This window comes from Streptomyces polygonati (genome assembly GCF_042650325.1).
Lineage (GTDB): Bacteria > Actinomycetota > Actinomycetes > Streptomycetales > Streptomycetaceae > Actinacidiphila > Actinacidiphila polygonati.
Genome location: NZ_JBHSBB010000014.1, coordinates 564,213 through 589,966 on the forward strand (window position 1 = coordinate 564,213; position 25,754 = coordinate 589,966).

The window sequence follows — 25,754 nt, forward strand, 5'->3', positions numbered from 1 at the left end:
TCAGGCGCGGGAGTCCCCCGCGAAGTCGACGTCCGCGGTGCTGACCGTGCTGGCGGTCCGGCCGGGAGCCTGCTGATAGCGCCAGTAGAGATTGGTGTGCGCGATGACCTGGCCGGGCGGCGGCGCCCCGAACGCCGACAGGTCCTCGGTCGTGTGCGCGTCGTCCACCAGCGTCGCGTCGTAGCCCCGGGTTATCGCGCCGTGCAGCGTCGAGCGGACGCACGCGTCGGTCTGCGCGCCCGCGACGAGCAGCCGTCCGACGCCGCGTGCGGCGAGCACCGACTCCAGCTCGGTCTCCTCGAAGGAGTCGCCGTACGCCTTCTGCACCAGCGCCTCGCCCTCGCCCCGGACCAGCTCGGGTACGTACTGCCAGCTCTCGCTCCCGGTCGGGAGTTCCTCGCTGTTGTGCTGCACCCAGACCACCTCGACCCCGGCGGCCCGCGCCTTCGCCACCAGCTCGCCGATGTTCGCCACCACCCGGTCCCGGTCGTAGGCCTTCTCCACCACGCCGTTCTGCACGTCGATGACGAGCACGGCGGTCTTCGGTCGGCCGGCAAGCGTGGTCATGGGTCCCTCCCAGCGGGTCCGGATCGTCGTGCCGACGATGCTATGCGGCCCCTCTGACAACGGGCTCCGGGAACCGCGCCCGCCCCGCCCCGCCCGGCGCTCAGCCGGGCCGGGCCGCCGCCGCGCAGCTCACACAGGTGGTCGCCGCCGGGCGCACCGCCAAGCGCTCCACCGGGATCGGCTCGCCGCACACCTCGCAGCGGCCGTAGTCACCGCGCTCCAGCCGCTCCAGCGCCACATCCAGCTCGGCCAGGTGCTCGCGCGCCCGCGCCAGCATCGCGGCCACGTGGGCCCGCTCGAAGGCGGTGCTCGATCCTTCCGGGTCGTGCTCGTCGTCGACCGCCACCAGGGCGTTCGCCTCGACGATCGACTCGAAGTCGTGATCCAGCGCCGCGATCCGCGTGCTCGTACTCGCACGCTCGGCCGCCAGCCGCTCGCGGACGGACGCGCGCTCGCTCTCCGGAAAACCGTCATCACGGGATGAATCGCTCATTGGGACATCAACGTCGGCGCCGGGGGTCGGCATTCCGCGTTCCGTGCCTCGCGTCAGGAATCAGGAAGCAGGAATCAGGAAGTCGGCCGTGCCGAAGATCCCTGCCGCCGCCCGCTTGCCATAAGGTCGCCGCGTACGGGACCGGCGGCGCTGAGCGGGCCACCCGGCAGCAGGCTTTCGAGGCATCCAACCAGCATGTTCAGGAGTGCGCCATGAGCTTCATCAGCAAGATAGTCGAGGTCACCGCGAAGGGCTGGGAGGCGAGCGAGGAGGCCGTCGAGGAGTTCGCCGAGCACCGCCGCGCCGCGAAACTCTTCCTCAAGCTCGGTGTGGCCGTCTACGCCGAGCAGCGCCTGAACGGGTCGCACGTGCCGGTGGAGCGCATCCTGCTCGCCCTGGACGGTCACGCGGCCGAGCACGGGGACATGGACCTGGACCACCTGGAGGCGGCCCGCGAGGTGCTCGGCGACGAGTTCATCGCCAACCTGGAGAAGGAGCCCGCCGCGGACGAGCCCGCCCCCGCCGCGGCCGAGGCCGCCGAGGCGCCGGTGGTGGCGGCTCCGTAGCACCCGCCCCGTAGTACCGGATGTTCCGGCGCCGGCGGCGGCCAGCGACGCCGCCGGCAGCCGCCGCGCCCTCGCTTTACGCCGTCCCGGCCGGACCGGGCCGTCCCCGCCCGTACCCGGCCGTCCCGCCCGTCCGTGCCGCGCTCGCCGGGCACCCCCGTGCCGCCCGCGCGCCGCGTGTCAGCGGCGGACGGACCGCGGTCCCCCGAGCCTGGCCCACACCGCGTTGCCCCCGGTGAGCAGCGATCGCTCGACGCCCCAGCCGGCGGCCATGTGCTGGACGAGTAACAGACCCCGTCCGCCCTCGTCGTCCACCGCCGGGCTGCCGGGGACCAGGCTGTGCTTGACCGTGTCGTGGTCGTGCACCTCCAGGTGCACGGAGCTGTCCGGGGTGAGCCCGACGCAGCAGAGGAACCGCGCGCTGCGGGTGTGGCACACGGCGTTCGTGGCCAGCTCGGACAGGACGAGGACCGCGTCGTCGCGGGTCTCCTCGGGCACCTCCCAGGCGCGCAGCAGCGCGGCCGCCGCGGCGCGGGCGGCGCTCACGCTCTCCCGTCTGGCCGGGAGTTCGAGCCAGTGGACTCTGTCCCGGGGTGCCCCAGTGGGGAGTTGCGGGGAGGGCAGGGGATACGACGCGGCAAGGGGCACGGTTCGCCTTCCGTCAGCGGACGGGCGTGCTGGGCGTGGGGAGTTCGGAGCGGGGCGGTACTGGTCGGGCGCGGAGCGGTGCTGGGGCGGTGCAGGTCGGTGCGAGGGCGTGCGGATGCCGCCGAGGCCGGCCCGCTCGCGAACCGCGCCGAACCCTGGGGGCATTGTTGCTACTGGTGATGGAGTCCATGGCTGTGGCCCACGGGATCTATCAAGCTGACACTATGCTAGCTGGGCTCTTCAACCCGCAACCGTCTCTCTGATAATTTCATCTCGTACGTATCTGCCTGTTGCCATACGGCAGTTCGCCTATGGTTCTGTGCTGGTGACAGACACTCAGGAGGTAGGTCGTGAGCGAAGCCCGTCCGGTCGGCGGCACCAGCGCTCCCACCGTCCTCCGCATGATCCTCGGCCGGCGGCTGGCGGATCTGCGGGAGGGCGCCGGGGTGTCACTGGAGGGTGCCGCGAAGGTCCTGCGGGTGACGTCCCTGACGATCCGCCGGATGGAGAAGGCGGAGGTCGGTCTCAAGATCCCCTACGTCGAGAAGCTCCTGCAGATCTACGGCGCGGACCAGCGGGAGATCGACGAGTTCATCGACCTGGCCGAGCAGGCCAACCAGCCCGGCTGGTGGCACCGTTACCGGGATGTCGTCCCGGGATGGTTCACCGCCTATGTGAGCCTGGAGAGCGACGCCAGGACGGTCCGCACCTACGAACCCCACTACGTCACCGGGCTGTTGCAGACGGACGCCTACGCCCGCGGCATCCTGCGGGCCGGCTTCCCCCGCGACAGCGAGGAGGAGCTCCAGCGCCGGGTGGAGCTGCGGCTGCGCCGCCAGAGCCTGCTGGACAAGCAGGACGCGCCCACCTTGTGGGTGGTGATGGAAGAGGCCGTGCTGCACCGGCTGATCGGCGGCGCCGACACGATGCGCGAGCAGATCGACCGGCTCCTCGAAGCGGCCGAACTGCCCAATGTCACCATCGACATCCTGCCGTTCTCGGTGGGCGCCCATGTGGGCGCGTTCGCCTCCTTCACCTACTTCCGGTTCGACGCCCCCGAGTTGCCCGACGTCGTCTACACCGAGCTCCTGTCGGGGGCCGTCTACCTCGATCAGCGTCCCGACGTGGTCGCCCATCTCGAAGCGCACAACCGGATGTCCCTGCTGACCTCGTCAAGTGACAGCAAGACGCTCTTGAACCGCATGCGGAAGGAGTACACATGACGATCATCGACGATGGTGTCTACAACGGAATGCCCGCCTCCGAGCTGGGCGAGACAGGCTGGGAACGCCCCTGGAGCGGGACCAGCGGGGGCCAGTGCGTGGAGATGAAGCGGCTGGCCGACGGCCGGGTCGCGGTGCGGCAGTCGACCGATCCGGCCGGCCCCGCGCTGATCTACACGCCCGAGGAGATCGGGGCCTTCGTCACCGGGGTCAAGAACGGCCTCGCCGACCACATGACCGTCCCCCAGCCGTGCGGCGGCAGAACGGCGAAACGAAGAGCGCACCGTCAAGCGGCGCAGCACCCGCCCGCTTGACGCGGCACCACCGGCACCACTGGTACCACGAAGCACCGCCTGCTCGACGTAACACCGCCTGCTCCACGCACCCCACGAGCCGCCCGCCGCACGGACGGCGGCTCCGCGCAGATCGACGCACCAGGACTGGAGGGACACGATGACCGGTTCCCACGCCGCACGGGACATCGACACCAGCAAGCCGCATTCGGCCCGTATGTACGACTACTACCTCGGCGGCAAGGACCACTTCGACGTCGACAAGCAGGCGGCCGAGCGCGTCGCGTCGGTCTATCCGGGCATCTTCGTGTGCGCCCGGGAGAACCGCGCCTTCATGCACCGGGCCACCCGTGTCCTGGCCCGGGAGCACGGCATCCGGCAGTGGCTCGACATCGGCACCGGTATCCCCACCGAGCCCAATCTGCACCAGGTGGCCCAGGCCGTCGTCCCCCAGGCCAGGGTGGTCTACGCCGACAACGACCCGCTCGTCCTCAAGTACGCCGAGACCCTGATGCGGAGCACCCGCGAGGGCCGCACCACCTACATCGAGGCCGACGCCAACGACCCCGATGTGCTGCTCAACGCCCCCGAACTGGCCGAGGTCCTGGACCTGACGCAGCCGGTGGCCCTCAGCCTCAACGCGCTGCTGCACTTCATCACCGACGCCCAGGACCCGTACGGCCTCGTCCGCCGCCTCATGAGCGCCCTCCCCTCCGGCAGCGCCCTGGCCATCAGCCACTGCACCCCCGACTTCGACGCGCCGACCTGGGCCAAGGTCGCCCAGATCTACAACGGCGCGGGAACCCCGGTCCAGTTCCGCTCCAAGACCGAGGTCAGCCGCTTCTTCGAGGGCCTCGACCTGCTGGAGCCCGGCATATCGGTCGGCCACCGCTGGCGCCCCGACGTCGCCGTGAACAACGTCGACGAGGAGGTCATCACGGACGCGACGGTCAGTCTGTGGTCCGGGGTGGGCATCAAGCCGTAGCCGAGGGGGCATTCCGTCCGGGCAGCACCGCCGGCCGGCCGTCAGGTCAGGGTCGCGAAGACGATGAGGTTGTTCACCGGGTGGCCGTTGGCGTCGAAGTCGCCGTCGCAGGTGATCAGGCGGAGAGCGCGGGCGGTGGTGGGGCCGTAGACCTGCGGGGTCGGGAAGGACTTCTTGCTGACGCTTTCGGTGGCCGTGACGGTGAAGTGCTCGGTGACGCCGCGGGTGTTGGTGACGTCGATGTCCGCGCCCTCGGCGATCTTCCGCAGGTCGTGGAAGACGGCCTTGCCGAAGCGGGTGTCGTTGTGGCCGATGATGACGGCGGCGCCCACCTCACCGGGGACGGCGGCGCCGGTGTACCAGCCGGCGGTCATGCCCTTGTCGGCCGGTGGGACCTGGACGGTTCCGTCCGCGTTGAGGCCGAGCCTCATCAGCGGACTGGAGATCCCGACCGAGGGGATGCTGACCCGGGTCGGGTCCGCGGGCGGTCGGGTCGCGGAGGCCCCGGGCGAGGGTGTCCCGGGCGGAGCTGTCGCGGACGAAGGGGTGCCGGGCGGGACGGCCGCGGCCCGGACGACGGCCGGAGGGGTCGTCGCGGTGGTCGCCTCGGGGGCGGCCGAGCAGCCGGCCAGCGCGGTGAGGACCGCGGGGGCGGCGAGGGCGAGGCGGGCGAGGGTCGGCAGGGTGCCGAAGCGCCGTACCGGATGACGCGCAGGGGACACGGCGGGCTCCAGAGCGGGACGGGATGAGGACGCGGTGGCGCCGCCCGGCGGCGGGCGGCGCCACCGGCGCCGGGTCGGACGGCCTGGTCAGCCGTTGCCCCGCTCCGCCGAGCGGCGGCGCAGGACGAACGTGGTGCCGGCGCCCGCGAGCAGCAGGGCGGCGGTGGCCGAACCGGCGAGTGCGCCGACGCCGGTGCCGCCGCCGTTGTCCGAGGCGGGCTCCTCACCCGCGGCGACGGCTCCCCGTGGGAAGCCCTTCTTGGCGGCCTGGGCGGCGGCCACTTCCTTGGCCCGCAGGGCCGCTTCCTTGGTCCTCTCGCCGCTCCCGGCCTTCTTCGCGGCTTCGGCCTTCTTCTCGGCGTCCGCCCTCTGCTGGGCGGCGGCGGCCGTCGAGCCCGGCGTCGGGGTCGTGTCGGAGGCGATGGCCGCGGTGGCCGGGGCGAGCAGCGTGCCGACCGCGACAGCGGTCAGGACGGCGAGACGCAGGCGGAGATGACGGGACATGTACGGCTCCAGTTCCGGCCCGGCCTTGGTGGTACCTGGATGCCGACGCACACCAGGTTCCGGGCACGGCCCAAGACTGGCGACCGGATATGAAGAAGCTGTCAGGAAGTCGTGGTGATCGCATCAGGGCCGCCGGCCGCGGTCGGCAGCCGTACGGTGAAGGTCGATCCCTCCCCCTCGGTGCTCACCACGCCCGCCGTGCCGCCGTGGGCCTCGGCGAGTTTGAGGACGATCGCCAGGCCGAGGCCGCTGCCGCCGGTGCTCCGGCTGCGGGACTTCTCCGCCCGCCAGAAGCGGTCGAAGACATGCGGGAGGCTGTCCGCCGCGATACCGCTGCCGGTGTCGGCGACCTCCACGACCACCTCGTCACCGGCCTCGGTGGCGTACGAGCGCAGCGTCACGCTGCCACCGGGCGGCGTGTGGCGCAGCGCGTTGGAGACCAGATTGCTGACCGCCTGGCGCAGCCGCACCGGGTCGGCGTCGAAGAGCGGCGGCCGGGGGCTGCCGGGCGCCGGCCGGGAGACCGTCAGCGTGACGCCCGCGGTCTCGGCCGGCCCCTGGTAGACCGCGGCGACCTGGCCGAGGAGGTCGTCGACGCGTACCGGCTCCCGGTGCAGGCGCAGCACCCCCGCGTCGGCCGCCCCCAGGTCCTGCAAGTCGTTGATGATGTGCTGGAGTTGCACCGCCTCCTCCAGCAGCGAGGAGACGAAGGCCGGGTCGGGCTCGGCCAGACCGTCCTGCGCCGCCTCCAGCCAGCCGCGGATGTTGCTCAGCGGGGTCCGCAGTTCGTGCGCGACGTCGCTGGCCATGACCTTGCGCTGCTCCTCCAGCCGGGCGCGGTGCGAGGCCATGTCGTTGAAGGTGGCGGCCAGCCGTCCGATCTCGTTGTCGGAGCCGACGGGCACCGGCGCCGAGTCCAGACCGTCGCGCATCCGCTGGGCGGCGCCGGTGAGCGCGTGCAGCGGGCGTACGAGCCGGACGCCGGCGATCACGGAGGCGCCGACGGTGAGCGCCAGGACCAGCGCCGTGACGGCGGCGATGCGCGCGGTGTTGGCCGGGGAGAGATCGAATCCGGGCACGCTGACGGCACTGGAGTAGTCGATGAACAGCAGCGCGGGCGGCGCGACATAGGCGGTGAGCTGTTCGCGGCGGGCGCTGTCGACGCAGGCGGCGACGGCCCGGTCGTCGGCGCTGTTGCGGGCCTCCGGCAGCTGTCCGAGCTGCCCGGCGGCCTTCTCCTTGGCCATCCTCGCCGCGGCCATCTGCCGCAGCGAGGCCGCCTTCTCGGCCGCGGCGTCGGCGGACCGGGAGGACCCGGGGGGCCCGGCGGAGCCCGGCGAGCCGGGGGAGGCACCCGGCCACGCGAGTTCGGCGGCCGTCTGCCCGTAGCCCCGGTCCCAGGACAGGTCCACATTCAGCTTCACGCCCGAACGGCCCTGCCGTTTCAGGCAGGCGTCGGCGAGCTGGTCGAGGGCGTGCAGGGCTTTCTGTTCGGTGGGGGTCGGAGTGACCGGCTCGCTCGCGAGGCACTTCACCTCCATCGCCCGGTCGGTGTAGTTGCTGACGAACGTGATGTCGGGCCGCCCGCTGGGGCTCTGCACGATGTCGGCCGCGATGCCCTCGCTGTTGAGGCAGTCCACGCTCCTGGCGGTGGCCTGCCGCAGGTCCGCGCGTTCCTTGGCGGGCAGCAGGAAGGGCCCGACGGCGCGCGGATCGACGCGGTCCGCGCCGGCGGAGGCGGCGTCGGGCACCAGCGCGGTGTCCACGGACAGCGGGTCGACGACCGCCGAGGCCTGCGACGGCAGCGGGGCGGCGGCCGCGACCCCGCCGGCACCGGAGCCGGCGGGGTCCGCGGCCGAGTCGAAGATCGGCCGCCGGTCCTGGGTGGTCAGCGCGATCCGGCGCTGGGACTGGCGGGCGAGCTTCCGTACCTCGTCGCCGATGCCCTCCCAGCCGGGGTGGGTGGCCGCGTAGCCCAGCAGGGTGTTGTAGATCTTGGCGTCGGCGCTGAGATTCTGCCCCTGCTCCTGGCGGATCGCGCCGGAGGTGGTCTGCACCGCGAGCCAGGCGGTGGCCGCGACCGAACACGAGGCCACCAGCGCCGAGATGGTCAGCAGCCGGCCGAGCAGGCTCTTGCGGAGCGGCAGCCGCGCCCGCGCGTCACGACGAGGCACGGCGCACGTTCTTCGCGGGGTCGGTCAGCTTGTAGCCGACGCCGAAGACGGTGAGCAGCCGGGCCGGCCGCCGCGGTACGTGCTCGATCTTCTTGCGCAGATTGAGGATGTGCACATCCACGGTGCGGTCGCTGATGTACTTCTCGAAGCCGTGCAGTTCCTCCAGCAGCCGCTGCCGGGTGAAGACCCGGTCGGGCTCGGCCGCCATCGCGGCGAGGATACGGAACTCGCCGGGTGTGCACACCACCGGTCTTCCCCCCACCGACACCTCGTGCCGGGCCGGATCGACGCGGAGCGCGCCCACCGCCAGTGCCGTGTCCTCGGCGGCGGCGGACCCGGGGCCCGGAGCCGCGCCGCCCGACCGCCGGTTGCGGCGCAGCAGCGTACGCACCCTGGCCATCAGCTCACGCGGGCTGAACGGCTTGGTCATGTAGTCGTCGGCGCCGAGATCGAGGCCGAGCAGCAGATCGTCCTCGGCGCTGCGGGCGGTCAGGATCAGCACCGGCACCTCCCGGCGTTCGGCGCGCAGGATCCGCACCACGTCGAGGCCGTCGGCCCTGGGCATCATCACATCGAGGACGAGGAGGTCGGGTTCCGCGCTCCGGACCGCGTCCAGCGCCGCGCGGCCGTCCTCGACGACCGTCACCCGGTGCCCCTCGTGCTCCAGATAGCGGCGCACCAATTCGGCCTGTTTCGCGTCGTCTTCGGCGACCATGATGTCTGCGCACACGCCGACGATCGTAGCCAGCACGGGCTCCGGACGGGGCGGCCCGCAGGCCCTCTTGTTGACGTGAGCTTGTCAGAATACCGTCGCTTTCACCGCTTTGCGCACAGCAGGCGGCGAAGCGATCACGCAACTCGCACGTCTCCGCCACCCGTTACAGGAGGCAGTAGCTTGCGCATCCCCTTCTCCCCGGCGGTCCGCCGCGGCGCACTCGCCCTCACCGCCGTGGCGGGGCTGGCCCTGTCGGGCTTCGCCCTGGCGCCGGCGGCGGGCGCCGCGCCCACGGCGCACAGCGGCCCCGCGGCAGGCGGCGCCACCGCCGCGGGCCCCCTCACCACCGCGCGTTCCTGCGCCCGCGCCACCCGACCGGGCATGATGGCCTGCCTGGCGCTGAAGGTCACCGGCGGCGTCAACACGCTTGCCCGGTCGACCGGTTCGGTGGGTCCGGCGGCGGCCCCGGCCGGCTACGGTCCGGCCGATCTGCACAGCGCCTACGCCCTGCCCACCACCGGAGGTGCCGGCGCCACAGTCGCGATCGTCGACGCCTACGACGACCCCGACGCCGAAGCGGACCTGAAGACGTACCGCCTCGCCTTCGGCCTGCCCGCCTGCACCACGGCCAACGGCTGCTTCCGGAAGATCGGCCAGAACGGCCCGCTGCCAGGACCCGACGCCGGCTGGGCCGAGGAGATAGCCCTCGACCTGGACATGGTCAGCGCGATCTGCCCGCAGTGCCGCATCCTGCTGGTGGAGGCGAACTCGGCCTCGGTGGCCAATCTCGGAGCGTCCGTCAACACCGCGGTCTCGCTCGGCGCGAAGTACGTCTCCAACAGCTACGGCGGCGGCGAGTCGTCCGCCGACCCCTCCTACGACAGCGCCTACTTCAACCACCCGGGCGTGGCGATCACCGCCAGTTCGGGTGACGGCAGCGCCGGCGTCGAGTACCCGGCGGCCTCGCGGTATGTCACCGCGGTCGGCGGCACCACGCTGATCAGGTCCAAGCTGCCGCGCGGCTGGTCCGAGACGGCCTGGTACGGCACCGGTTCGGGCTGCTCGTCCTACGACGCCAAGCCGGTCTGGCAGACGGACCCGCTGTGCGCCCGGCGGACGGTGTCCGACGTCGCCGCGGTGGCCGACCCGGACACCGGGGTCGCGGTGTACGGCACTTACGGCGGCGACCCGGGCTGGGAGGTCTTCGGCGGTACGAGCGTCTCCGCGCCGATCATCGCGGCGGTCTACGCGCTGGCCGGCGTTCCGTCGGCGGGTTCCTCCCCCGCGTCCTTCCCCTACGCCCACCCGGGCGCGCTCAACGACGTGGTCAGCGGGTCCAACGGTTCCTGCGGCACGTATCTCTGCAACGCCGGTCCCGGCTACGACGGCCCGACCGGACTGGGCACCCCCAACGGTGTGACGGCCTTCCAGGGCTGAGCCGGGGGCGGCCGTCGTCGCCGTTGCCCGTCCGCTGCCGTCGTGCCGTTGCGGCGCCGCAACGGTGGCGCGGGCGGGCACTCTGGTGGGCGCCGGGGTGATCAGCCGCGGCAGTCACGCGCGGCGACCGCCGCCGGTGAGAGGTGGCCCGATGGGCGAACTGCGGCCGCTGGCCGAGGACTTGAACGACGACTGCCGGCAGTTCGCCCAGGCGCTGCGTACGCTGTTCGCCGGGCTGGAGGTGTCGGTGCGCCGCTACGCCGCCCGGCACTACCGCGACGCCGGTACGGTCTCGCGCTATCTGAGCGGCGTTCGCGTACCGCCGTGGAAGTTCGTCGCCGACCTGTTCGCCGACCTCGCCACCGATCACGGTGCCCCGGCCACACCCCTGACCGTCGACCGGGTCGGCGAGTTGCACCGGCGCGCGGTCCGGGCCACCATCCGCCCGGCGCACGGAGTGGAGATCCTGCGGCGCCAACTGTCCGAGGCCGACCGCGAGTCACGCCGCGCCACCGAACGGGAGGACCGGCTGGGCGGCGCGCTGCTGGACCGCCAGCACCGTATCGCCGACCTCGAAGTACGGCTGGACGTGCTGGAGACCCGGTGGGCGGCCGAACGCCCGCGCCACGAACCGCTGATGACCGAACCGGACAGCGCCGAGGATCTGCGGGCCGAGCGCCAGCGGCTGAAGGACCAGGTCAAGACGCTGGAGGCCGATCTGGAGGAGGCCAGGCTGCGGGTGATGCTCGCCGAGTCCCGCTGCGACGTCCTGGAGCGCCAACTCGCCCTCGTCGACGAGCCGCTGACCGCGCTTCCGCCGGACGGTGACGACTCCGGCGCCGCGGCGGTGGCGGTCGCGCCCGGCCGGACTCCGGCGCGAATCCTGGCCGTTGACGACCAGCGGCCCAATCTGCTGGCGCTGGGCGCCGTACTGGCCGGGCTGGGCCACGAGGTCGTCACCGCCGACTCGGGCGAGGCCGCGCTCAAGGTGCTGCTGGACAGCACGGGCTTCGCCGTCATCCTGCTCGACGTGCAGATGCCGGACATGGACGGCTACGAGACCGCCATCCACATCAAACGCCGGGCCCGCACCCGCAACATCCCGATCATCTTCCTCACCGCGATGGACCGCGACCCCTCGCACATGTTCCGCGGCTACACGGCCGGCGCCGTCGACTACCTCGTCAAGCCGTACGACCCCTGGATCATCCGGGCCAAGGTCGAAGCGTTCGTCCAGCTGTACCTGGAGGCCCGCGGCACACGGTGAGGCGGTGGGTGCGGCGGCTCCGCGCCTGCTGGGAGAGAGCCGCGACGCGGTAAGGCGCTCGTGCGGCGGCCCGCCGCCTGCTGGGAGGGGGCCGGGATGCGGTGAGCGGGTGGGTGCGGCGGCTCCGCGCCTGGCGGGAGAGAGCCGGGACGGAGAAAGCCTGCCTGTTCGACGGCCCCTGCGCGTGTTGGGAGAGGGCCGCGACGGGGTGAGCCGGCCGGTGCGGCGGCTCCGCGTCTGCTGGGATGAAGCTGCGAGGCGGTGAGGCGTGGGCTCGGCCGACCTGCCGCCAGGCGGGAGAGGGCCGCGACGGGGTGAGTCGGTCAGCGCGGCCGCCCCGCGCCTGATGGGACGGAGCCGCGAGGCGGAGCCCGTGGCGTTCGCGCGATGTTCGCCCGGCGGCCATCCGCCGCGTCGCCGGCGAGGCAGCGGATGGCCGCCGGCGCGGGGCGTTCCCCCGTTTTCCGAGGGCGCGGCACCCGGTCGACAGGCCGGTCCGCGGGAGCGGCGGCGCCGCGAAGGACGGCGCCCTTGCGGCGTTCATCGGACGGACATCGGGCGGTCGGCGGGTGGGCACCGGGCCCGGGCATCAATGGGCGCGGGCTCCGCCCGCGATTTCCCGCCACGCCGGATCCGACCACCGGAAGTTGTGACTCTGTCATGGACACCTCACTGCCGACCCGCTCCTACGTCACCTCCATCGCCTCCACCCAGGAGGAGATCCGCGCCGCCCAGCGGCTGCGCTACCAGATCTTCGCCGAGGAGAAGGGCGCCGTCCTGCACACCCCGCTCCCCGGCCACGACATCGACGAGTTCGACGAGTTCGTGGACCACCTCGTCGTCACCGAGCGCACCAGCGGGGAAGTCGTCGGCACCTACCGGCTGCTGCCGCCCGGCCGCTCCCCCCGCCTCTACTCCGACGGCGAGTTCGACCTCGGCGCGCTGAACGGCCTGCGGCACTCCCTGGTCGAGACCGGCAGAGCCTGCGTCCATCCGGACCACCGGGACGGGACGGTGATCAACCTGATGTGGTCCGGGCTGGCCCGCTACGTCCTGCTGTCCGGCCACCGCTACCTGGCCGGCTGCGCCTCGGTGCCGCTGGACGACGGCGGCCAGACCGCCGCCAACGCCTGGCTGCTGGGCACCACGAAATACGCATGCCCGCCCGAGCTGCGGGTCCGCCCCCGCGACCCCTGGACGCCCCCGCGCACGCTGACCGGCGCGGCCAGTCCCTCCTCGCTGCCGCCGCTGCTGCGCGGCTATCTGCGGGTCGGCGCCTGGATGTGCGGGGCGCCCGCGCACGACCGGGACTTCGGGGACGCGGACTTCTTCGTCCTGCTGGACCTGGAGCGGATGAACGAGCGCTACCGGCGGTACTACCTCGGCGAGGACCTGTGAGCGCGAGCGCCTGGGCCGCGGTCTCCCCCTGCACGGAGGCGTGCGTCACCGACGACCGGCCGGCGGCGGGCGCCGGGGTGGGCCGGGCCGTGACGGGACGGCGTTACGCGGCCTTCGTCGCCACCCTCGCCGGAGCGGCGGCGGCCGGGAAGCGGCTGGGGGAGGGGGAGGAACTGCGACGGCGCGCCCGCACGCTGCTGGCCGACCTCGACGTCTCGCTGCGGTGCGACACGGAGCGGCTCTCGGCGCCGGCGCCCGACGGCCGGACCGGCACGCTCGTCGTGGCCAACCACATCTCCTGGCTGGACGCGCTCGCGCTGCTGGCGGTGCAGCCCGCCACGCTGCTCGCCAAGCGGGAGGTGGGGCAATGGCCGGTGATAGGAGAGCTGGTACGCCGGGCGGGCACCCGTTTCATCGACCGCGACGGCCTGCGGGGCCTGCCGGACACCGTGCGGGAACTGGGCGCGCTGCTGCGCTCGGGGGAGTCGGTGGTCGTCTTTCCGGAGGGCACCACCTGGTGCTCGGCGCCGGGGGGACCCTTCCGCCGGGCCACCTTCCAGGCGGCGATCGACGCGGGCGCCCCGGTGCGGCCGGTCACGCTCAGCTATGAGTGCGACGGCGCCCCCAGCACGCTCCCCGCCTACGTCGGCGACGGCAGTTTCGTGGCGTCCTTCCGCCGCGTCGCCGCCGCCCGCGGCCTGTCGGTGCGGGTCACCCCGCACCCCGCGCTGCTCCCGGCCGGCCACGACCGCCGCTCGCTGGCGGCTCTGGCCTACGCCGCGGTGTCGGGGCCGGACCCGGCCTCCGGGGCGCGGTCGGAGGGCGCCCGGTGATCTCCCGTACACGACGTGCGCCGACCTGCTGACGCAGGTCGGCGGACGTACGGCTCGTGGGTGCCAGGGCCGGCTTAGTAGGGGCCGTTCACATTGTCGATCGAACCGTAGACGTGGTACGCGTAGTTGCACGCGGCGGTGATGTTGGCGACCGGGTCGTAGACGTTCATCGAGGTGCCCGGCACGTGGTAGGCGTCGAACGTCGACTGGATCGTCTGCAGCAGGCCCATGGAGGGGTGGCCGGCCGCGGCGTTGGAGTCCCACAGGTTGATGGCGTTCGGGTTGCCGCCGGACTCGCGCATGACGTTGCGCTGGATGCCGTCGTAGCTGCCCGGGATGCCGTTCTGCGCCATGATCGCCAGCGAGTGCTTGATCCAGCCGTCCAGGTCGTCCGTGTAGGACTGGCTGCTCGCGGCGGACGTGCTGGTCGACGCGGTGGTCGGCGCGGCCGACGTCTTCGCCGAGGCCGTGGAGACCGTCGTGCCGGCGGACGTGGCGGACGACGTGCCGGACGACGCGGCGGGCGAACCGGTCGGCAGCGTCAGGACCTCGCCCGGGTAGATGGTGTACGGGCTGGAGATCTTGTTGGCCGACGCGATGGCCGGCCAGTCACCGGGCGTCTTGTGGGACCGGGCTATGCCGAACAGGGTGTCGCCGGACACGACGCTGTACGTGGGGGTGGTGGTCGACGCGGGCTTCGTGCCCGCCGTCGACGGCGAACTCGGCGAACTCGGCGGGGCGCTCGCGGCCTGCGCCGTGCCGGTCACGACCGCACAGGTCAGGGCGGCGAAGGTGCCGACGACGACGGCGCTGCGGGTGGAGAGCAGGCGCGGCCTCATCGAGCGGCTGGAGACGTGCTTGGACATGGTGCGGACCTCTTCCAGGATTGCTTGTCCGCAGGTGCCGGCCCCCCCCTCGTCAATCCGACCCGCATTTCGTTTAGCGGTGTTCTGCGGCGAGCACATTGTTAGCAGCCCATAAATGCCTGGACAATTGCCCTCTGTGCTAAGCCGGTTAGTAGCCGCCTTTGCGCCCTGCCCAATTCCGGCTGGAAATCCGGGCGGTCGGCGAGCCGATACGGCACTACCCGCCTTCGTAGGTGATGTACGTCCTATGCCGCGCATCACACCCAACGGCCCGAAAAGGACGCTCCAGGGGTCGTGGAAACGGCGGACAAGGGCCGGAAAAGCCCTCGGAAGGCAGCGGTACGCCGGGTGCCCATTTATCTTTTACCTGAATAAATCGGACATAAAGCGTGCGGTTTTCCGGCCGCGCGCCCCGCCCCCCGGGCCTGCCCGGCCCCCGCCCCGGGCGGGCGTACCTGATTGGCCGGTACGGCGGCCCCGCCCCGCTGGGAAGGATCTCTCTGCACGGGCACCGGACCACCAGCCCCCGAAAACCGAGACCGCGACACGAACGGACCCTTCATGTCCCATCATCTCGACACGCCTCTGGCGGCACAGAACGGCCAGCTGTACATCGACGACCTGTTCGTGTTCCCCGGCGAGGGCAGCACCGTGTTCGTCATGGACGTCAACTCCAACATCACCGGCGTCTTCGCCGAGCCGGGCTTCCACCCCGAGGCCCGCTACGAGTTCAAGGTCCACTTCGACGGCGCCGACGTCGAGACCCTGACCTACCGGTTCTCCTTCGGCGAGCCCGGCGTCGGCGGCCGGCAGGCCCTGCGCCTGCACGTCCTGACCGGTGACGAGGCGCGCGGGGACTCCGCCGAGGGCGAGGCGGTGCTGGAGGGCCGTACTGGCGAGACGGTCGCCGCGGGCGGCACCCGGGTCTGGGCCGGGCGGATCGCGGACCCCTTCTACATCGACCTGAACCTGCTGGGCATCATCAATGAGGCGGTGGCGAAGGGGACCGCGGTGGACCTGTCGTCCTGGCGCCCGCAGAAAGCGGAGAACACCTTCAAGGGCACCTCGGTCGAGACGATCGTGCTGGAGATCCCGCACGACCACCCGCAGCTGCGGCCCGGCGCCCGTACCGGAGTGTGGTGCGCGACGAAGCTGGCCACCGACGCCGGCGGCTGGCGGCAGATCAACCGCGCCGGGCACCCGATGATGTGGCCGATCTTCTGGCCGGGCGACACCGACTTCTCCAACCCCGCCAACACCCGGCACCCCTCCGAGGACCTGGCCGCGGTCGGCGGGCTCATCGCCGGCCAGGTCGCCGCGGTCGTCGCGGCCACCGGCACCTCGGCCGACCCGCAGGGCTACGGCGAGACCGTGTCCCGTCAGCTGTTCCCCGACGTGCTGCCCTACGTCGTCGCCACCCCCGCCAGCTACGGCTTCGCCACCCGCAACGGCCGCACCCACGCGGACAACGCCCCCGAGGCGATGCTCTCCCTCGTGACGAACATGGCCGTCCCCTCCGGGCTCACCCCCTCCGTCGCCAAACAGGCGCGGACCGGGGAATTCCCTTACGTCGTCCCCGAATGAGCGTGGCCGGCGAACACGAGTGAGGCCCGCGAAAGGCCCTGCCGGACGAAGACAAAGGCCCGGGTCCACGACCCGGGCCTTTTCCGCGCGGCGCATGCCGGGAATCGAACCGGCCGCGTCCGGACCGGAATTCGGGATGTCCTCCCCGGTGCCGGTGGACACTCGCCCACGGTGCGCTCGGCATGTCCCCCTATTCACACCGCTATTCACCTGCGGGAGCCGGTCCCGGGCCGGACGCGCCTGCGGGTGTGCCGCTTATCCCCCGGGCGCGTAGTGCCGGGGGTCGTCGCGGCGTCCGACCGGCGGCAGGTTCCGCCGCGGCGTCTCCACCGGGGGGACGGACAGGCCGCGCGCCCGTCGCCAGGCGGCGCGGGCGCGCGGGTGGTAGCGCCGCTCGAACGGCACCAGCCGCCAGCCGGCCGCGACCGTACGGCCCAGCAGCCGCAGCGCCAGCGCGCTCCGCCGCGACCAGCGGTAGCCCAGCCGGGCCCGTACCACCGGCGGGTACATCCCGACGGTGAGCCATACGAAGGACCGCGTGACCGGGACGCGGACCACGCGCCACCCGGCGTCCGGCAGCCATCCCAGCGCGGGCGGCTTGCCGATGCGCCGGAGGTCCAGCACGGCCCGGGTGGCCCAGTTGTCCTCCAGCACCTCGGCGCACATCCGGTCGAAGTAGGCACGGAAGCCGCGCCAGTCCGCCGGGGCGGGGCGGTCGCTCACGCCGTACAGCCGGTACCACTGGAGGCTCTCGGCGTAGAGCTGCTCCTTCTGGCCCTCCGTCAGCGGGCGGCCGAAGTACTCGCACACGAGCACCGGCACCATGACGAAGGTCGCGTGCGACCAGAAGAAGGTGTCGGGGTCGAGCGCGTGGTAGGGACGGCCATGGCGGTCGGTGCCCTTGACGGTGCGGTGGTAGTCCCGCACCGCGCGTGCGGTGCGGGCCGCGTCCGGGCCGTCGTACACCACGCCGGCGATCGGGTAGAGCGAGCGGAACAGCCGCTCCCAGCGTTCGTCGAAGAACCGCGAGTGCTCCTCGACGCCGGCGCCGAGTCCGGGATGCATGTTCTGCATCGACCCGGCCCACAGGCTCAGCAGCATGCCCCGCCAGTCGCTGAAATACCGCCAGGCCAGCGACGTGGGGCCGAGTGGCTCGGGCACGGAATTCCGCTTTCTCCCGCGGACGGTGTGAGCGCGAGGCTAGCGCAACAGCGGTGTCCGGACGAGGAGTCGACCGCGTTGGCGCCGGGAAAGCAACAGATCCAGACAGCATCGGGAGGCTGGAAAAAATGAAAGCAACAAATATTGACGCAATCGACCAGCGCGCGTAGCTTCCGTGCCAGTCGTCGGGCAGTGGAACGGCACTGCCGCCCGGACGAGTCACAGCTCCCTCCCCCCATCCAGGAGCACACCATGCGCGCAACGAGATCTGCCGCCGCACCAGACGCCCAGGGCGCCGCGGCACCACCCGCTCTTCGCTACCGACGGGCCTTACTGTCCGCCGTCGCGGCCCTCGGGCTGCTCCTCGGCGCCATCCTCAGCCTCCCGAACGCGGCCCAGGCAGCGGGCTCGCTGCCCTGCGACCTCTACGCCGCGGCCGGCACCCCCTGCGTGGCCGCGCACAGCACCACCCGCGCGCTCTTCTCCTCCTACAACGGCCCGCTGTACCAGGTCACCCGTGCCTCGAACGGCGGGACCGCCGACATCGGGCTGCTGGCCCAGGGCGGTTACGCGAACGCCGCGCAGCAGGACTCCTTCTGCGCGAACACCACCTGCCGTATCTCGAAGATCTACGACCAGACCGCCCGCCACAACAACCTCACCCCCGGGCCGGCGGGCACGGCCGGCATGGGAGCCGACCGCGGCGCGGACGCGAGCGAGCTCTCGGTCACCGCCGGCGGCCACAAGGTCTACGGCATCTGGATCTCGCCGGGAGTCGGCTACCGCTCCACCGGGGCCGCCTCCGGCGTGGCGGTGAACGGCCAGGCCGAGGGCGCCTACATGGTGGCCAGCGGCACCCATGTCGGCTCCGCCTGCTGCTTCGACTACGGCAACGCCGAGAGCACGCCCGCCGACACCGGCAACGGCCACATGGACGCGGTGAGCATCGCCACCACCTGTTATTTCGCGCCGTGCAACGGCACCGGTCCATGGGTCGAGGCCGACATGGAGAACGGCATGTTCCAGGGCGACAACGGTTCCAACACCGCCAACGCCGGCAACAAGAGCGCGTTCGTCACGGCGGTGCTCAAGAACAACGGGCAGACGACGTACGCGCTGAAGGGCGGCAACTCCCAGTCCGGCGGGCTGTCCACCTGGTGGAACGGCGCGCTGCCGACGCGGGGCGGCTACCAGCCGATGCATCAGGAGGGCGGCATCATCCTGGGCACCGGCGGTGACAACAGCAACTGGAACATGGGGACGTTCTTCGAGGGCGTGATGGTCGCCGGCTACCCGACCGACGCCGTCGAGAACTCCGTCCAGGCGAATGTCGTCTCGGTCGGCTACTCCGGGGAGACCAACGTCCCCAACGGCCCGCAGGGGCAGATCACCGGCCCGGGCGGCCAGTGCGTCGACGTCGCGGCCGACGACACCGGGGTGAACGGATCGGCCGTCCAGCTGTGGAACTGCCAGTCCTGGGCCGAGGACCAGTTCTGGACGCACAACGCCAACGGCTCGCTGAGCACGATCGGCCGCTGCCTGGACATCAACGGCAACGGAACCGCGGCCGGCACCAAGGTCGAGCTGTGGGACTGCAACGGGGTCGGCGGCCAGGTCTGGAACCAGCAGTCGGACGGCTCGCTGCTCAATCCGCAGTCCGGCCGCTGCCTGGACTCACCGAGCGGCGCCACCGCCAACGGCACGCGGCTGCAGATCTGGGACTGCAACGGCACGGCGGCCCAGAAGTTCGCTCTGCACTGAGTCGCTGCTGAGGGCCTCTCACCGAGCCCTGCGGGGCCGTCGCACCGCGGCGGCCCCTCGCGGTGCTGTTCCCGGGAACGGAGGTGTACTCACTCCTCGCCAGAATAAATATATATCGTAGTGGGGGGCTTGCGGCAAGACCCCCGTCGTACCGCAGAATCGCTGGCCGAGGCCGGAAGCCGCCCACTGCCGCGTCCCGCTGTCCTCCTCACCCCGTTGTCCGATCGAGTGCCCGATCAATTGCCCGGTCAATTGAGGGTCCTGAGTCCATGGAGCAAGCGTTGGCCCCTCCGTCGTCGTCACCGTCGTCCCCGTCGTCGCCCCGGTCCTCCTCGTCACCCTCGTCACCCTCGTCGCCGTCCGGCGCCGGGTCCGCCGAGGACTGGCGGGCCGCGGAGCTGCGGGCGGAGAACGCCTACGTCGGCAGGCTGTACGACCGCTTCGAGGCCCAGCGCGAACTCGCCACGGCCCGGCTGCGCGAGATCCATCTCCAGGACCGGGGCGGCACGCTCCAGTCCCGGATGGAGCGCGACATGCTGGAGATCCACCACACCCGGCGGCTGTCGGAGCTCTACGCCGCTGAGTACGGGCTCTGCTTCGGCCGGATCGAGGGCGCCGACGGCGAGCGGCGGTACATCGGCCGGATCGCGCTGGCGGACGAGGACCACGAGCCGCTGCTCATCGACTGGCGGGCGTCGGCCGCCGAGCCGTTCTACCGGGCGACGCCCGCCGCGCCCGACGGGGTGGTGGCGCGGCGGCACCTGCGCAGCAAGGGCCGGACCGTCGTCGACTTCGACGACGACGCCTTCGGTGTGAATGCCCTGGAAGGCCGGGACAACTCCGAGCTCAGCGGCGAGGCCGCGCTGCTCGCCTCGCTGACGGCGGCCAGGACCGGGCGGATGGGCGACATCGTCTCCACCATCCAGGCCGAGCAGGACCGGATCATCCGCTCGGCGCTCGGCGGCGTGCTGGTCGTGCAGGGCGGTCCCGGCACCGGCAAGACCGTGGTCGCCCTGCACCGCGCCGCCTACCTGCTCTACACCCACCGCGACCGGCTGGCCAAGCGCGGTGTGCTGGTCATCGGGCCGAACACCACCTTCCTGCGCTACATCGACCAGGTGCTCCCGGCGCTCGGCGAGAGCGAGGTCGTCCTGAGCAGCATCGGCGCGCTCTACCCGGGTGTGACCGGCGCCGACACGGAGACGCCCGAGGCGGAGGCGGTCAAGGGCGACGCCCGGATGGCCGGGGTGCTCGCCGCCGCGCTGGAGGACTCGCGGCTGCTGCCGGAGACGTCGTGGACCATCACCGTGAACAGGAGGTCGGCCCACCCGGACGAGCTGGAGGTCGGCCGGGCCCTGTGCGAGCGGGCCCAGGCCGCCGCGCGCCGCTCCGGCGAAACCCACAACGCGGCCCGGTCCGATCTGGTCGAGCGGCTCTCCTCGGAGCTGGCGCTGCGGATCGCCAGGAGCCGGGGCGGGACCATGGACCTGGACGACGTGGCCGACCTCGCCGACGCGCTCGTCCACGAGCCCGAACTCCAGGCGCTGGCCCAGAAGCTGTGGCCGCTGCTGACCCCGGAGCAGCTGCTCACCGCCCTGTTCGGCTCCCCGGAGCTGCTGGCGAGCGCCATGCCCGGCTTTTCCGAGGAGCAGCGCGCCGCGCTGCTGCGCGAGCGCCCGGGCCCGGACGGGCCGGCCGCCGTCTGGACCGTCGCCGACGTCCCGCTGCTCGACGAGGCCGCCGAACTGCTCGGCCCGCTGCCCGGCAGCACCGCGTCCCGGCGGGCCGACGCCGCCGCCGAGGCCAGGGACCTGGAGTTCGCGAAGGTCGTCCTGGAGGACTTCGGCGCGGGGCTGGTCGAGATCGACGCGGAGATGCTGGCGAGCCAGTACCGGGGCGAGGAGTCGCTGCGCCCGCTGGCCGAGCGCGCGGCGGAGGACCGGACCTGGGGCTTCGGGCATGTGATCGTGGACGAGGCGCAGGAGCTGTCCCCCATGGCCTGGCGGCTGCTGACCCGCCGCTGCCCCGGCCGTTCGATGACGATCGTCGGCGACCTGGCGCAGAGCGGCGCCCCGGCCGCGCTCAGCTCCTGGGGCGAGGCGCTGGACGAATACACCGCGGGCCGCTGGCGCACGGTCGAGCTCACCATCAACTACCGGACCCCGGCCGAGATCATGCGAGTCACCGAGGGGGTGCTGCGCGCGATCGACCCGGCGCTCACCGCTCCCAGCGCGGTGCGCGACGGCGGGACCCGCCCCTGGAGCCTGCTGATCCCCGAGGACGACCCGGGACCGGCGCTGCTCGGCGCCGTCCGCGAGGAGATCGCGGTGCTTGGCGGTGGCAGGATGGTGATCGTCCACGCCCCCGGCTGGCGGCCCGAACTGATCGACCGGCTCGCCGCCTTGGACGGTGTCACCCGCGCCGACGGTCCGTCGGCGCTGGATTCGCCGGTCGCCCTGATGACGGCCGCCCAGGCCAAGGGACTCGAGTTCGACGCGGTCCTCGTCGTGGAACCCGCGGAGATCCTGGCGGCGCACAACCGCGGTGTGAACGACCTCTATGTCGCCCTCACCCGGGGGACGAAGAGCCTGGGGGTCATCCACAGCCGGGAGTTGCCGCCGATGCTGGCGGGCCTGGACCCCCGCTGAACGAAACCCCGGCTGTACCCGGCGAGGCGGGCGGTGGTCTACTGGGCCGCCGTCGGTGGGAGCCGGACGAGCGGCTCCCACCCACCACGCCACCAGGGGAGACGCACCGTGGACAACGAAGAGGCCTTCGAGGCGCGCGGCACCGATCGGCTGATCCTCTTCTCCGACGCGGTGGTCGCGATCGCCATCACCCTGCTCGCGCTCGAACTCCCCGTTCCCGCCGGGCGCGACGCCTCGGAGTTCTGGAAGTCGGTCCGGGAGAACGACGGCCACTATCTGGCGTTCCTGATCAGTTTCATGGTGATCGCCGCGTCGTGGGGCGGGCACCACCGCATATTCCGCGCCGTCGAGCGGGTCGATACGCCGCTGCGGCTGATCAACATGTTCTGGCTGCTGACGATCGTGGTGAATCCCCTCGCCACGAAGATGCTCACCACGGAGGGCGGCGACAGCCTCGGCGCGCACGCCCTGCGGTACGGGTTCTACGCGCTCCTCCAGGTGCTGGCCGGGCTCGCGCTGCTCGCGATCTCGTACCACCTGACCACCGGCCAGCTGCGCGCCGAGGGATTCCGCCCGCCCGCCGCGGCCCGCCGGGAGGACGAGCTGTACGGCATCATCCTCGGCTTCGGCCTGTCCATCCCGGTCTTCTTCGCCACCCCCTACGGTTGGGTGCTGTGGATCGCCGGCCCGCTGCTGGCCAACCGGGTGTACCGCCCGCTGCGCGCCCGCCGCCAGGGCGTCCAGGACGCCTGACTTACCGTCAGGGGAATTGCGCGGGCCCGGTGTCAGCCCGCGTGCTGATACGCGGGGTAGGTCAGATAGCCCGTGTCACCGCCCTGGAAGTAGGTGGCCTCGTCCACGGGGGCGATCGGCAGTCCGATGCGCAGCCGCTCGACCAGGTCGGGATTGGCGATGAAGCCGCGGCCGAAGCTGATGAGGTCGGCCCCCAGCCCCAGCCAGTGATCGGCCTCGGCCCGGCCGGTCTGCTTGGGTCCCATCGGGAACACCGGGTTCATCACGAGCACGCCCGGCCACGCCCGGCGCAGCCCGAGCAGCAGCTGCTCGTCGACGGTGGCCTCAAGATGGACATAGGCCACGTCGAGCCGGGCCAGCTCGGCCAGCAGCGCGGCGTAGAGCTCCGGGATGTCGGTCTCCTCCACGCCCCAGAACGCCCCGCCCGGCGAGAGGCGGATGCCGGTCCTGGCCTTGCCGACGGCGTCCACGGTGGCGGCCACCGCCTCGACGGCGAACCGGATCCGGTGGGCGACCGGGCCTCCGTAGCGGTCCTCGCGCAGATTGGCGTTGGAGGAGAGGAACTGCGAGATCAGATAGCCGTTGGCGCCGTGCAGCTCGACCCCGTCGAAGCCGGCCTCGATCGCGCGGCGGGCGGCCTCGGCGTAGGACCGGGCCTGCTCGGGCACCTCGGCGGTGGTCAGCGCGCGCGGTGTCGGGGCCGGTTGGGGGCCGGTGGGGGTGAACACATCGCCGACGGCGGGGACTTCGGAGGGTCCGATCGGCCGCATGCCGGTGGTGTCGGGATGGGAGACACGTCCGCCGTGCATGATCTGCGCGAAGATCCGCCCGCCGTTGGCGTGTACGGCGGCGGTCACCGGCTGCCACGCGGCGACCTGCTCATCGGTGTGCAGCCCCGGTGTTCCCGGGTTGGACTGCCCGATCAGGCTCGGCTGCACCCCCTCGGTCACGATCAGCCCGGCCGTCGCCCGCTGCGCGTAGTACGTCGCCATCGACGGTGTCGCCAGGCCGCCGGCGGCGGCCCGCACCCGTGACATCGGGGCCATCACGACCCGGTTCGGCAGCGTCAGTTCGCCAAGTCGCAGGCTCTGGAAAAGGGTTGGCACCGCAGGACTCCTTTTTGGTGGTCCGTCGCGCCCGGAATCCCGGGCACAGCGCTACGCTAGAACCTGACATTGACGTCAGAGGCAAGCTCTGTGTGCCGCGAACCACCGCCGGGAGGACACCATGCGCATCGGGGAACTCGCGTCGCGGGCCGGGGTGAGCGTCCGGTCCCTGCGCTACTACGAGGAGCAGGGGCTGATCTTCAGCGTCCGCAGCTCCAGCGGGCAACGGCACTACACCGACGACAAGGTCGAACGGGTCAGGTTCATCCAGCGGTTGTACGCCGCGGGTCTGTCCAGCCGCATCATCGCCGAACTGCTGCCGTGCGCCGACGCGCCCAGCCAGGCGAACTCCGACGCCGCGCTGGAGCGGATGGCGCAGGAGCGCGACCGGCTCTCGGCGCACATCGCCGACCTCGTCCGCACCCGGGACGCCCTCGACGGGCTCATGGCGATCGCCCGCACCTACCGGGAGAGCCTGACGACCGCGGCGGCCGGCTCGTGAACCCGGCGCGGGCCGAGCGGATGACCGCGCCCGGAAGCACTGTCGGACCCCGCTCGTAGACTCCCCGGCGAACGACCACCGCGGGGTGGTCGCCCGTCCAGGGAAGCGGAGCCATGCGGACCTTGCCGACAACCGACGAGTACTACCCCGATCTCCTGGTCGTCAGGACCGACTACCGCGACCAGCGGGCCTGGGACGCCGTGCGGGCGGCGCTGGCGGAGCCCTGGGGCCCGAAGGGCGAGGAGTCCGTCCAGCAGGTCGTGTACGTCGACGACCCGGAGTGGGCGGAGGCGAGCGCGGAAGACGTGCTGGCCGCCCTCACCGGCGGCGAGGACGGCGGCGAGAGCGGCTGGTCGGTCGTGTTCCTGGCCGACCGGGTCACGATGGAGAGCGACCTGCGGGAACTGCTGGCGGTGAACACCGACCCCGAGGACGACTGCCGCGAGTTCCGGACCGAGCCGCGGCAGACCCCGCACGACATCCACTGCAATCTCTCGCTCGGCAACATGGACTTCGAGGACTTCGCCCCCCACGAGTTCTTCTGATCCCGCGCCTCACCCGCGGTCCGCCCCGCGGTCGCCTGCCCGGGCGTCGGCGACGGGACCCCCGCGCCCGGGCCCGCCCGGGTGGACGAGCGTACGGACCGTCCGGACCCGGCCGTCGAGGATGTCGAGCACCAGGGCGCCGAGAACCTGGCCGTCCGGGTGGTGGAAGACCGCGCCCGGCCGGCCGTCCACCTCGTGCGGCTCCGCCGCCACGCCGGCCCCGGTCAACAGCGGATGGAGCGCGGCGAGCGCACGGGCCGCGTGCTCGGGACCGGTGACGTACCCGGCCGGCCGCGGCGCCGTGCCGCCGCCGTCGTCGACCAGCCGGACGTCGGTGGCCAGGAGGTCCCGCAGCCCGTCGATGTCGCCCGCCCGGAAGGCGTCGAAGAACCGCTCGGCGAGCTTCTCCCGCTCCTCGCCGTCGGCCTTCAACGGGCGCCCGCCCGCCGCCATATGGCGGCGAGCCCGCACCGCGAGCCCGCGGCACGCCTCCTCAGGCCGGCCCACGGCGGCGGCGATCTCCGGGAAGCCGAAGCCGAACACCTCCCGGAGCACGAACACCGCGCGTTCGAGCGGGCTGAGCCGGTCGAGCAGCGGCAGCGCCGCCGCCGGCAGCGGGTCGGGAGACCGGGGTCCGCCGTATTCCTGATGTTCCTGATGTTCCTGATGCCCCGCACGCCGGAGCCGGGCCGAGCGCAGCACGTCGATCGAGACCCGGGTCACCACCGCCGAGAGGAACGCCCTGGCCGGGACGGGCCGGCTCGCGGACATCTCGTAACGCAGCCAGGTCTCCCGGACCGCGTCCTCGGCCTCGCCGGCACTGCCGACGATCCGGTACGCGATCGAGAACAGCAGCGGCCGCAGCTCCTCGAACTCCTCGGTGCGCGTCACGCCGATGCCCGCTCGAAGCCCCGCGCCACGAGCCGGGGCACCGGCCGCCGCCCCGGCGCCCCGGTCCCGCCCGTCACGAACACCCGCATGCCCATCACCTTCCGCGTCCCGA

Annotated in this window: 25 protein-coding genes; 14 read left to right on the forward strand and 11 right to left on the reverse strand. The window is 72.4% G+C overall.

The features are described 5' to 3' along the window. Together ACFO3J_RS23150 and ACFO3J_RS23155 are read right to left on the reverse strand one after the other, a co-directional pair. Window positions 1-567: a cysteine hydrolase family protein gene (locus tag ACFO3J_RS23150; RefSeq protein WP_386432320.1), complete on the reverse strand. Its 567-nt coding sequence runs from the start codon at window positions 565-567 to the stop codon at window positions 1-3. 100 nt (window positions 568-667) lie between these two features. Next, the gene (locus ACFO3J_RS23155; RefSeq protein ID WP_386432322.1) at window positions 668-1,060 is read right to left on the reverse strand and encodes a TraR/DksA family transcriptional regulator; all 393 of its coding nucleotides are present in this window, start codon (window positions 1,058-1,060) and stop codon (window positions 668-670) included. 212 nt (window positions 1,061-1,272) lie between these two features. Between ACFO3J_RS23155 and ACFO3J_RS23160 the strand changes: the two genes are divergently transcribed. Beyond that, a complete protein-coding gene (locus ACFO3J_RS23160) occupies window positions 1,273-1,626 on the forward strand; it encodes a hypothetical protein (protein ID WP_386432324.1) in 354 nt (117 codons plus the stop codon). Between the two features lie 180 nt (window positions 1,627-1,806). Here ACFO3J_RS23160 and ACFO3J_RS23165 read toward each other — a convergent pair whose 3' ends face one another. Continuing rightward, window positions 1,807-2,274 carry an ATP-binding protein gene (locus ACFO3J_RS23165; protein ID WP_386432327.1) on the reverse strand — a complete coding sequence of 156 codons (468 nt, stop codon included), beginning with the start codon at window positions 2,272-2,274 and terminating at the stop codon, window positions 1,807-1,809. 350 nt (window positions 2,275-2,624) lie between these two features. Here ACFO3J_RS23165 and ACFO3J_RS23170 point away from each other — a divergent pair, with 350 nt between their 5' ends. The 3 genes from ACFO3J_RS23170 (at window position 2,625) to ACFO3J_RS23180 (ending at window position 4,775) form a co-directional block, all read left to right on the forward strand. Next, window positions 2,625-3,497 (forward strand): helix-turn-helix domain-containing protein, encoded by an 873-nt coding sequence (locus tag ACFO3J_RS23170; protein ID WP_386432329.1) that lies wholly within the window; start codon window positions 2,625-2,627, stop codon window positions 3,495-3,497. After that, on the forward strand, window positions 3,494-3,811 hold the full coding sequence (locus ACFO3J_RS23175) for a DUF397 domain-containing protein (protein WP_386432331.1): 318 nt from the start codon (window positions 3,494-3,496) through the stop codon (window positions 3,809-3,811). Before ACFO3J_RS23170 ends, ACFO3J_RS23175 begins: the two co-directional genes overlap by 4 nt. Window positions 3,812-3,950: 139 nt before the next feature. Beyond that, window positions 3,951-4,775 carry an SAM-dependent methyltransferase gene (locus ACFO3J_RS23180; RefSeq protein WP_386432334.1) on the forward strand — a complete coding sequence of 275 codons (825 nt, stop codon included), beginning with the start codon at window positions 3,951-3,953 and terminating at the stop codon, window positions 4,773-4,775. 41 nt (window positions 4,776-4,816) lie between these two features. On the opposite strand, the gene ACFO3J_RS23185 is transcribed toward ACFO3J_RS23180, so the two are convergent. From ACFO3J_RS23185 to ACFO3J_RS23200, 4 genes are all read right to left on the reverse strand, one after another. Beyond that, complete coding sequence (locus tag ACFO3J_RS23185; RefSeq protein WP_386432337.1) at window positions 4,817-5,497, reverse strand: class F sortase; 681 nt, start codon at window positions 5,495-5,497, stop codon at window positions 4,817-4,819. Window positions 5,498-5,584: 87 nt separating this feature from the next. After that, window positions 5,585-6,001: a sortase-dependent protein gene (locus ACFO3J_RS23190; protein ID WP_386432340.1), complete on the reverse strand. Its 417-nt coding sequence runs from the start codon at window positions 5,999-6,001 to the stop codon at window positions 5,585-5,587. Window positions 6,002-6,102: 101 nt separating this feature from the next. Then, complete coding sequence (locus ACFO3J_RS23195) at window positions 6,103-8,175, reverse strand: sensor histidine kinase (protein ID WP_386432343.1); 2,073 nt, start codon at window positions 8,173-8,175, stop codon at window positions 6,103-6,105. Further along, window positions 8,162-8,905 (reverse strand): response regulator transcription factor, encoded by a 744-nt coding sequence (locus ACFO3J_RS23200; RefSeq protein ID WP_386432346.1) that lies wholly within the window; start codon window positions 8,903-8,905, stop codon window positions 8,162-8,164. The genes ACFO3J_RS23195 and ACFO3J_RS23200 overlap by 14 nt, the downstream gene beginning before the upstream one ends. A 165-nt stretch (window positions 8,906-9,070) precedes the next feature. Here ACFO3J_RS23200 and ACFO3J_RS23205 point away from each other — a divergent pair, with 165 nt between their 5' ends. From ACFO3J_RS23205 to ACFO3J_RS23220, 4 genes are all read left to right on the forward strand, one after another. Then, a complete protein-coding gene (locus tag ACFO3J_RS23205; protein ID WP_386432349.1) occupies window positions 9,071-10,327 on the forward strand; it encodes a S53 family peptidase in 1,257 nt (418 codons plus the stop codon). 151 nt (window positions 10,328-10,478) lie between these two features. Further along, window positions 10,479-11,594: a response regulator gene (locus ACFO3J_RS23210; protein ID WP_386432351.1), complete on the forward strand. Its 1,116-nt coding sequence runs from the start codon at window positions 10,479-10,481 to the stop codon at window positions 11,592-11,594. Between the two features lie 660 nt (window positions 11,595-12,254). Beyond that, window positions 12,255-12,992: a GNAT family N-acetyltransferase gene (locus tag ACFO3J_RS23215; protein ID WP_386432354.1), complete on the forward strand. Its 738-nt coding sequence runs from the start codon at window positions 12,255-12,257 to the stop codon at window positions 12,990-12,992. Further along, window positions 12,989-13,825 (forward strand): lysophospholipid acyltransferase family protein, encoded by an 837-nt coding sequence (locus tag ACFO3J_RS23220; RefSeq protein WP_386432357.1) that lies wholly within the window; start codon window positions 12,989-12,991, stop codon window positions 13,823-13,825. The genes ACFO3J_RS23215 and ACFO3J_RS23220 overlap by 4 nt, the downstream gene beginning before the upstream one ends. Before the next feature lie 74 nt (window positions 13,826-13,899). On the opposite strand, the gene ACFO3J_RS23225 is transcribed toward ACFO3J_RS23220, so the two are convergent. After that, complete coding sequence (locus ACFO3J_RS23225) at window positions 13,900-14,691, reverse strand: LysM peptidoglycan-binding domain-containing protein (protein WP_386432360.1); 792 nt, start codon at window positions 14,689-14,691, stop codon at window positions 13,900-13,902. A gap of 561 nt (window positions 14,692-15,252) precedes the next feature. On the opposite strand from ACFO3J_RS23225, the gene ACFO3J_RS23230 reads away from it, so the two are divergent. After that, complete coding sequence (locus ACFO3J_RS23230) at window positions 15,253-16,275, forward strand: DUF4331 family protein (RefSeq protein ID WP_386432362.1); 1,023 nt, start codon at window positions 15,253-15,255, stop codon at window positions 16,273-16,275. Between the two features lie 255 nt (window positions 16,276-16,530). Here the strand turns inward: ACFO3J_RS23230 and ACFO3J_RS23235 are convergent, their stop codons facing one another. Then, window positions 16,531-17,436: an oxygenase MpaB family protein gene (locus ACFO3J_RS23235; protein WP_386432365.1), complete on the reverse strand. Its 906-nt coding sequence runs from the start codon at window positions 17,434-17,436 to the stop codon at window positions 16,531-16,533. A gap of 252 nt (window positions 17,437-17,688) precedes the next feature. Here ACFO3J_RS23235 and ACFO3J_RS23240 point away from each other — a divergent pair, with 252 nt between their 5' ends. The 3 genes from ACFO3J_RS23240 (at window position 17,689) to ACFO3J_RS23250 (ending at window position 22,598) form a co-directional block, all read left to right on the forward strand. Beyond that, window positions 17,689-19,197 carry an arabinofuranosidase catalytic domain-containing protein gene (locus ACFO3J_RS23240; protein ID WP_386432368.1) on the forward strand — a complete coding sequence of 503 codons (1,509 nt, stop codon included), beginning with the start codon at window positions 17,689-17,691 and terminating at the stop codon, window positions 19,195-19,197. A gap of 269 nt (window positions 19,198-19,466) precedes the next feature. Then, entirely contained in the window at window positions 19,467-21,845 is a 2,379-nt protein-coding gene (locus ACFO3J_RS23245; protein WP_386432371.1) for a HelD family protein, read from the forward strand. A gap of 108 nt (window positions 21,846-21,953) precedes the next feature. Next, window positions 21,954-22,598, forward strand: coding sequence for a TMEM175 family protein (locus tag ACFO3J_RS23250; protein ID WP_386432374.1), 645 nt, complete (start codon window positions 21,954-21,956; stop codon window positions 22,596-22,598). 32 nt (window positions 22,599-22,630) lie between these two features. Here ACFO3J_RS23250 and ACFO3J_RS23255 read toward each other — a convergent pair whose 3' ends face one another. Further along, window positions 22,631-23,704 (reverse strand): alkene reductase, encoded by a 1,074-nt coding sequence (locus ACFO3J_RS23255; protein WP_386432377.1) that lies wholly within the window; start codon window positions 23,702-23,704, stop codon window positions 22,631-22,633. A gap of 121 nt (window positions 23,705-23,825) precedes the next feature. Here ACFO3J_RS23255 and ACFO3J_RS23260 point away from each other — a divergent pair, with 121 nt between their 5' ends. Both ACFO3J_RS23260 and ACFO3J_RS23265 read left to right on the forward strand, forming a co-directional pair. Then, entirely contained in the window at window positions 23,826-24,206 is a 381-nt protein-coding gene (locus tag ACFO3J_RS23260) for a MerR family transcriptional regulator (protein ID WP_386432380.1), read from the forward strand. A 113-nt stretch (window positions 24,207-24,319) separates the two neighbouring features. Further along, window positions 24,320-24,751 carry a DUF6924 domain-containing protein gene (locus ACFO3J_RS23265; protein WP_386432383.1) on the forward strand — a complete coding sequence of 144 codons (432 nt, stop codon included), beginning with the start codon at window positions 24,320-24,322 and terminating at the stop codon, window positions 24,749-24,751. Between the two features lie 9 nt (window positions 24,752-24,760). On the opposite strand, the gene ACFO3J_RS23270 is transcribed toward ACFO3J_RS23265, so the two are convergent. After that, the gene (locus tag ACFO3J_RS23270; protein WP_386432386.1) at window positions 24,761-25,642 is read right to left on the reverse strand and encodes a sigma factor-like helix-turn-helix DNA-binding protein; all 882 of its coding nucleotides are present in this window, start codon (window positions 25,640-25,642) and stop codon (window positions 24,761-24,763) included. Between the last annotated feature and the right edge of the window lie 112 nt (window positions 25,643-25,754).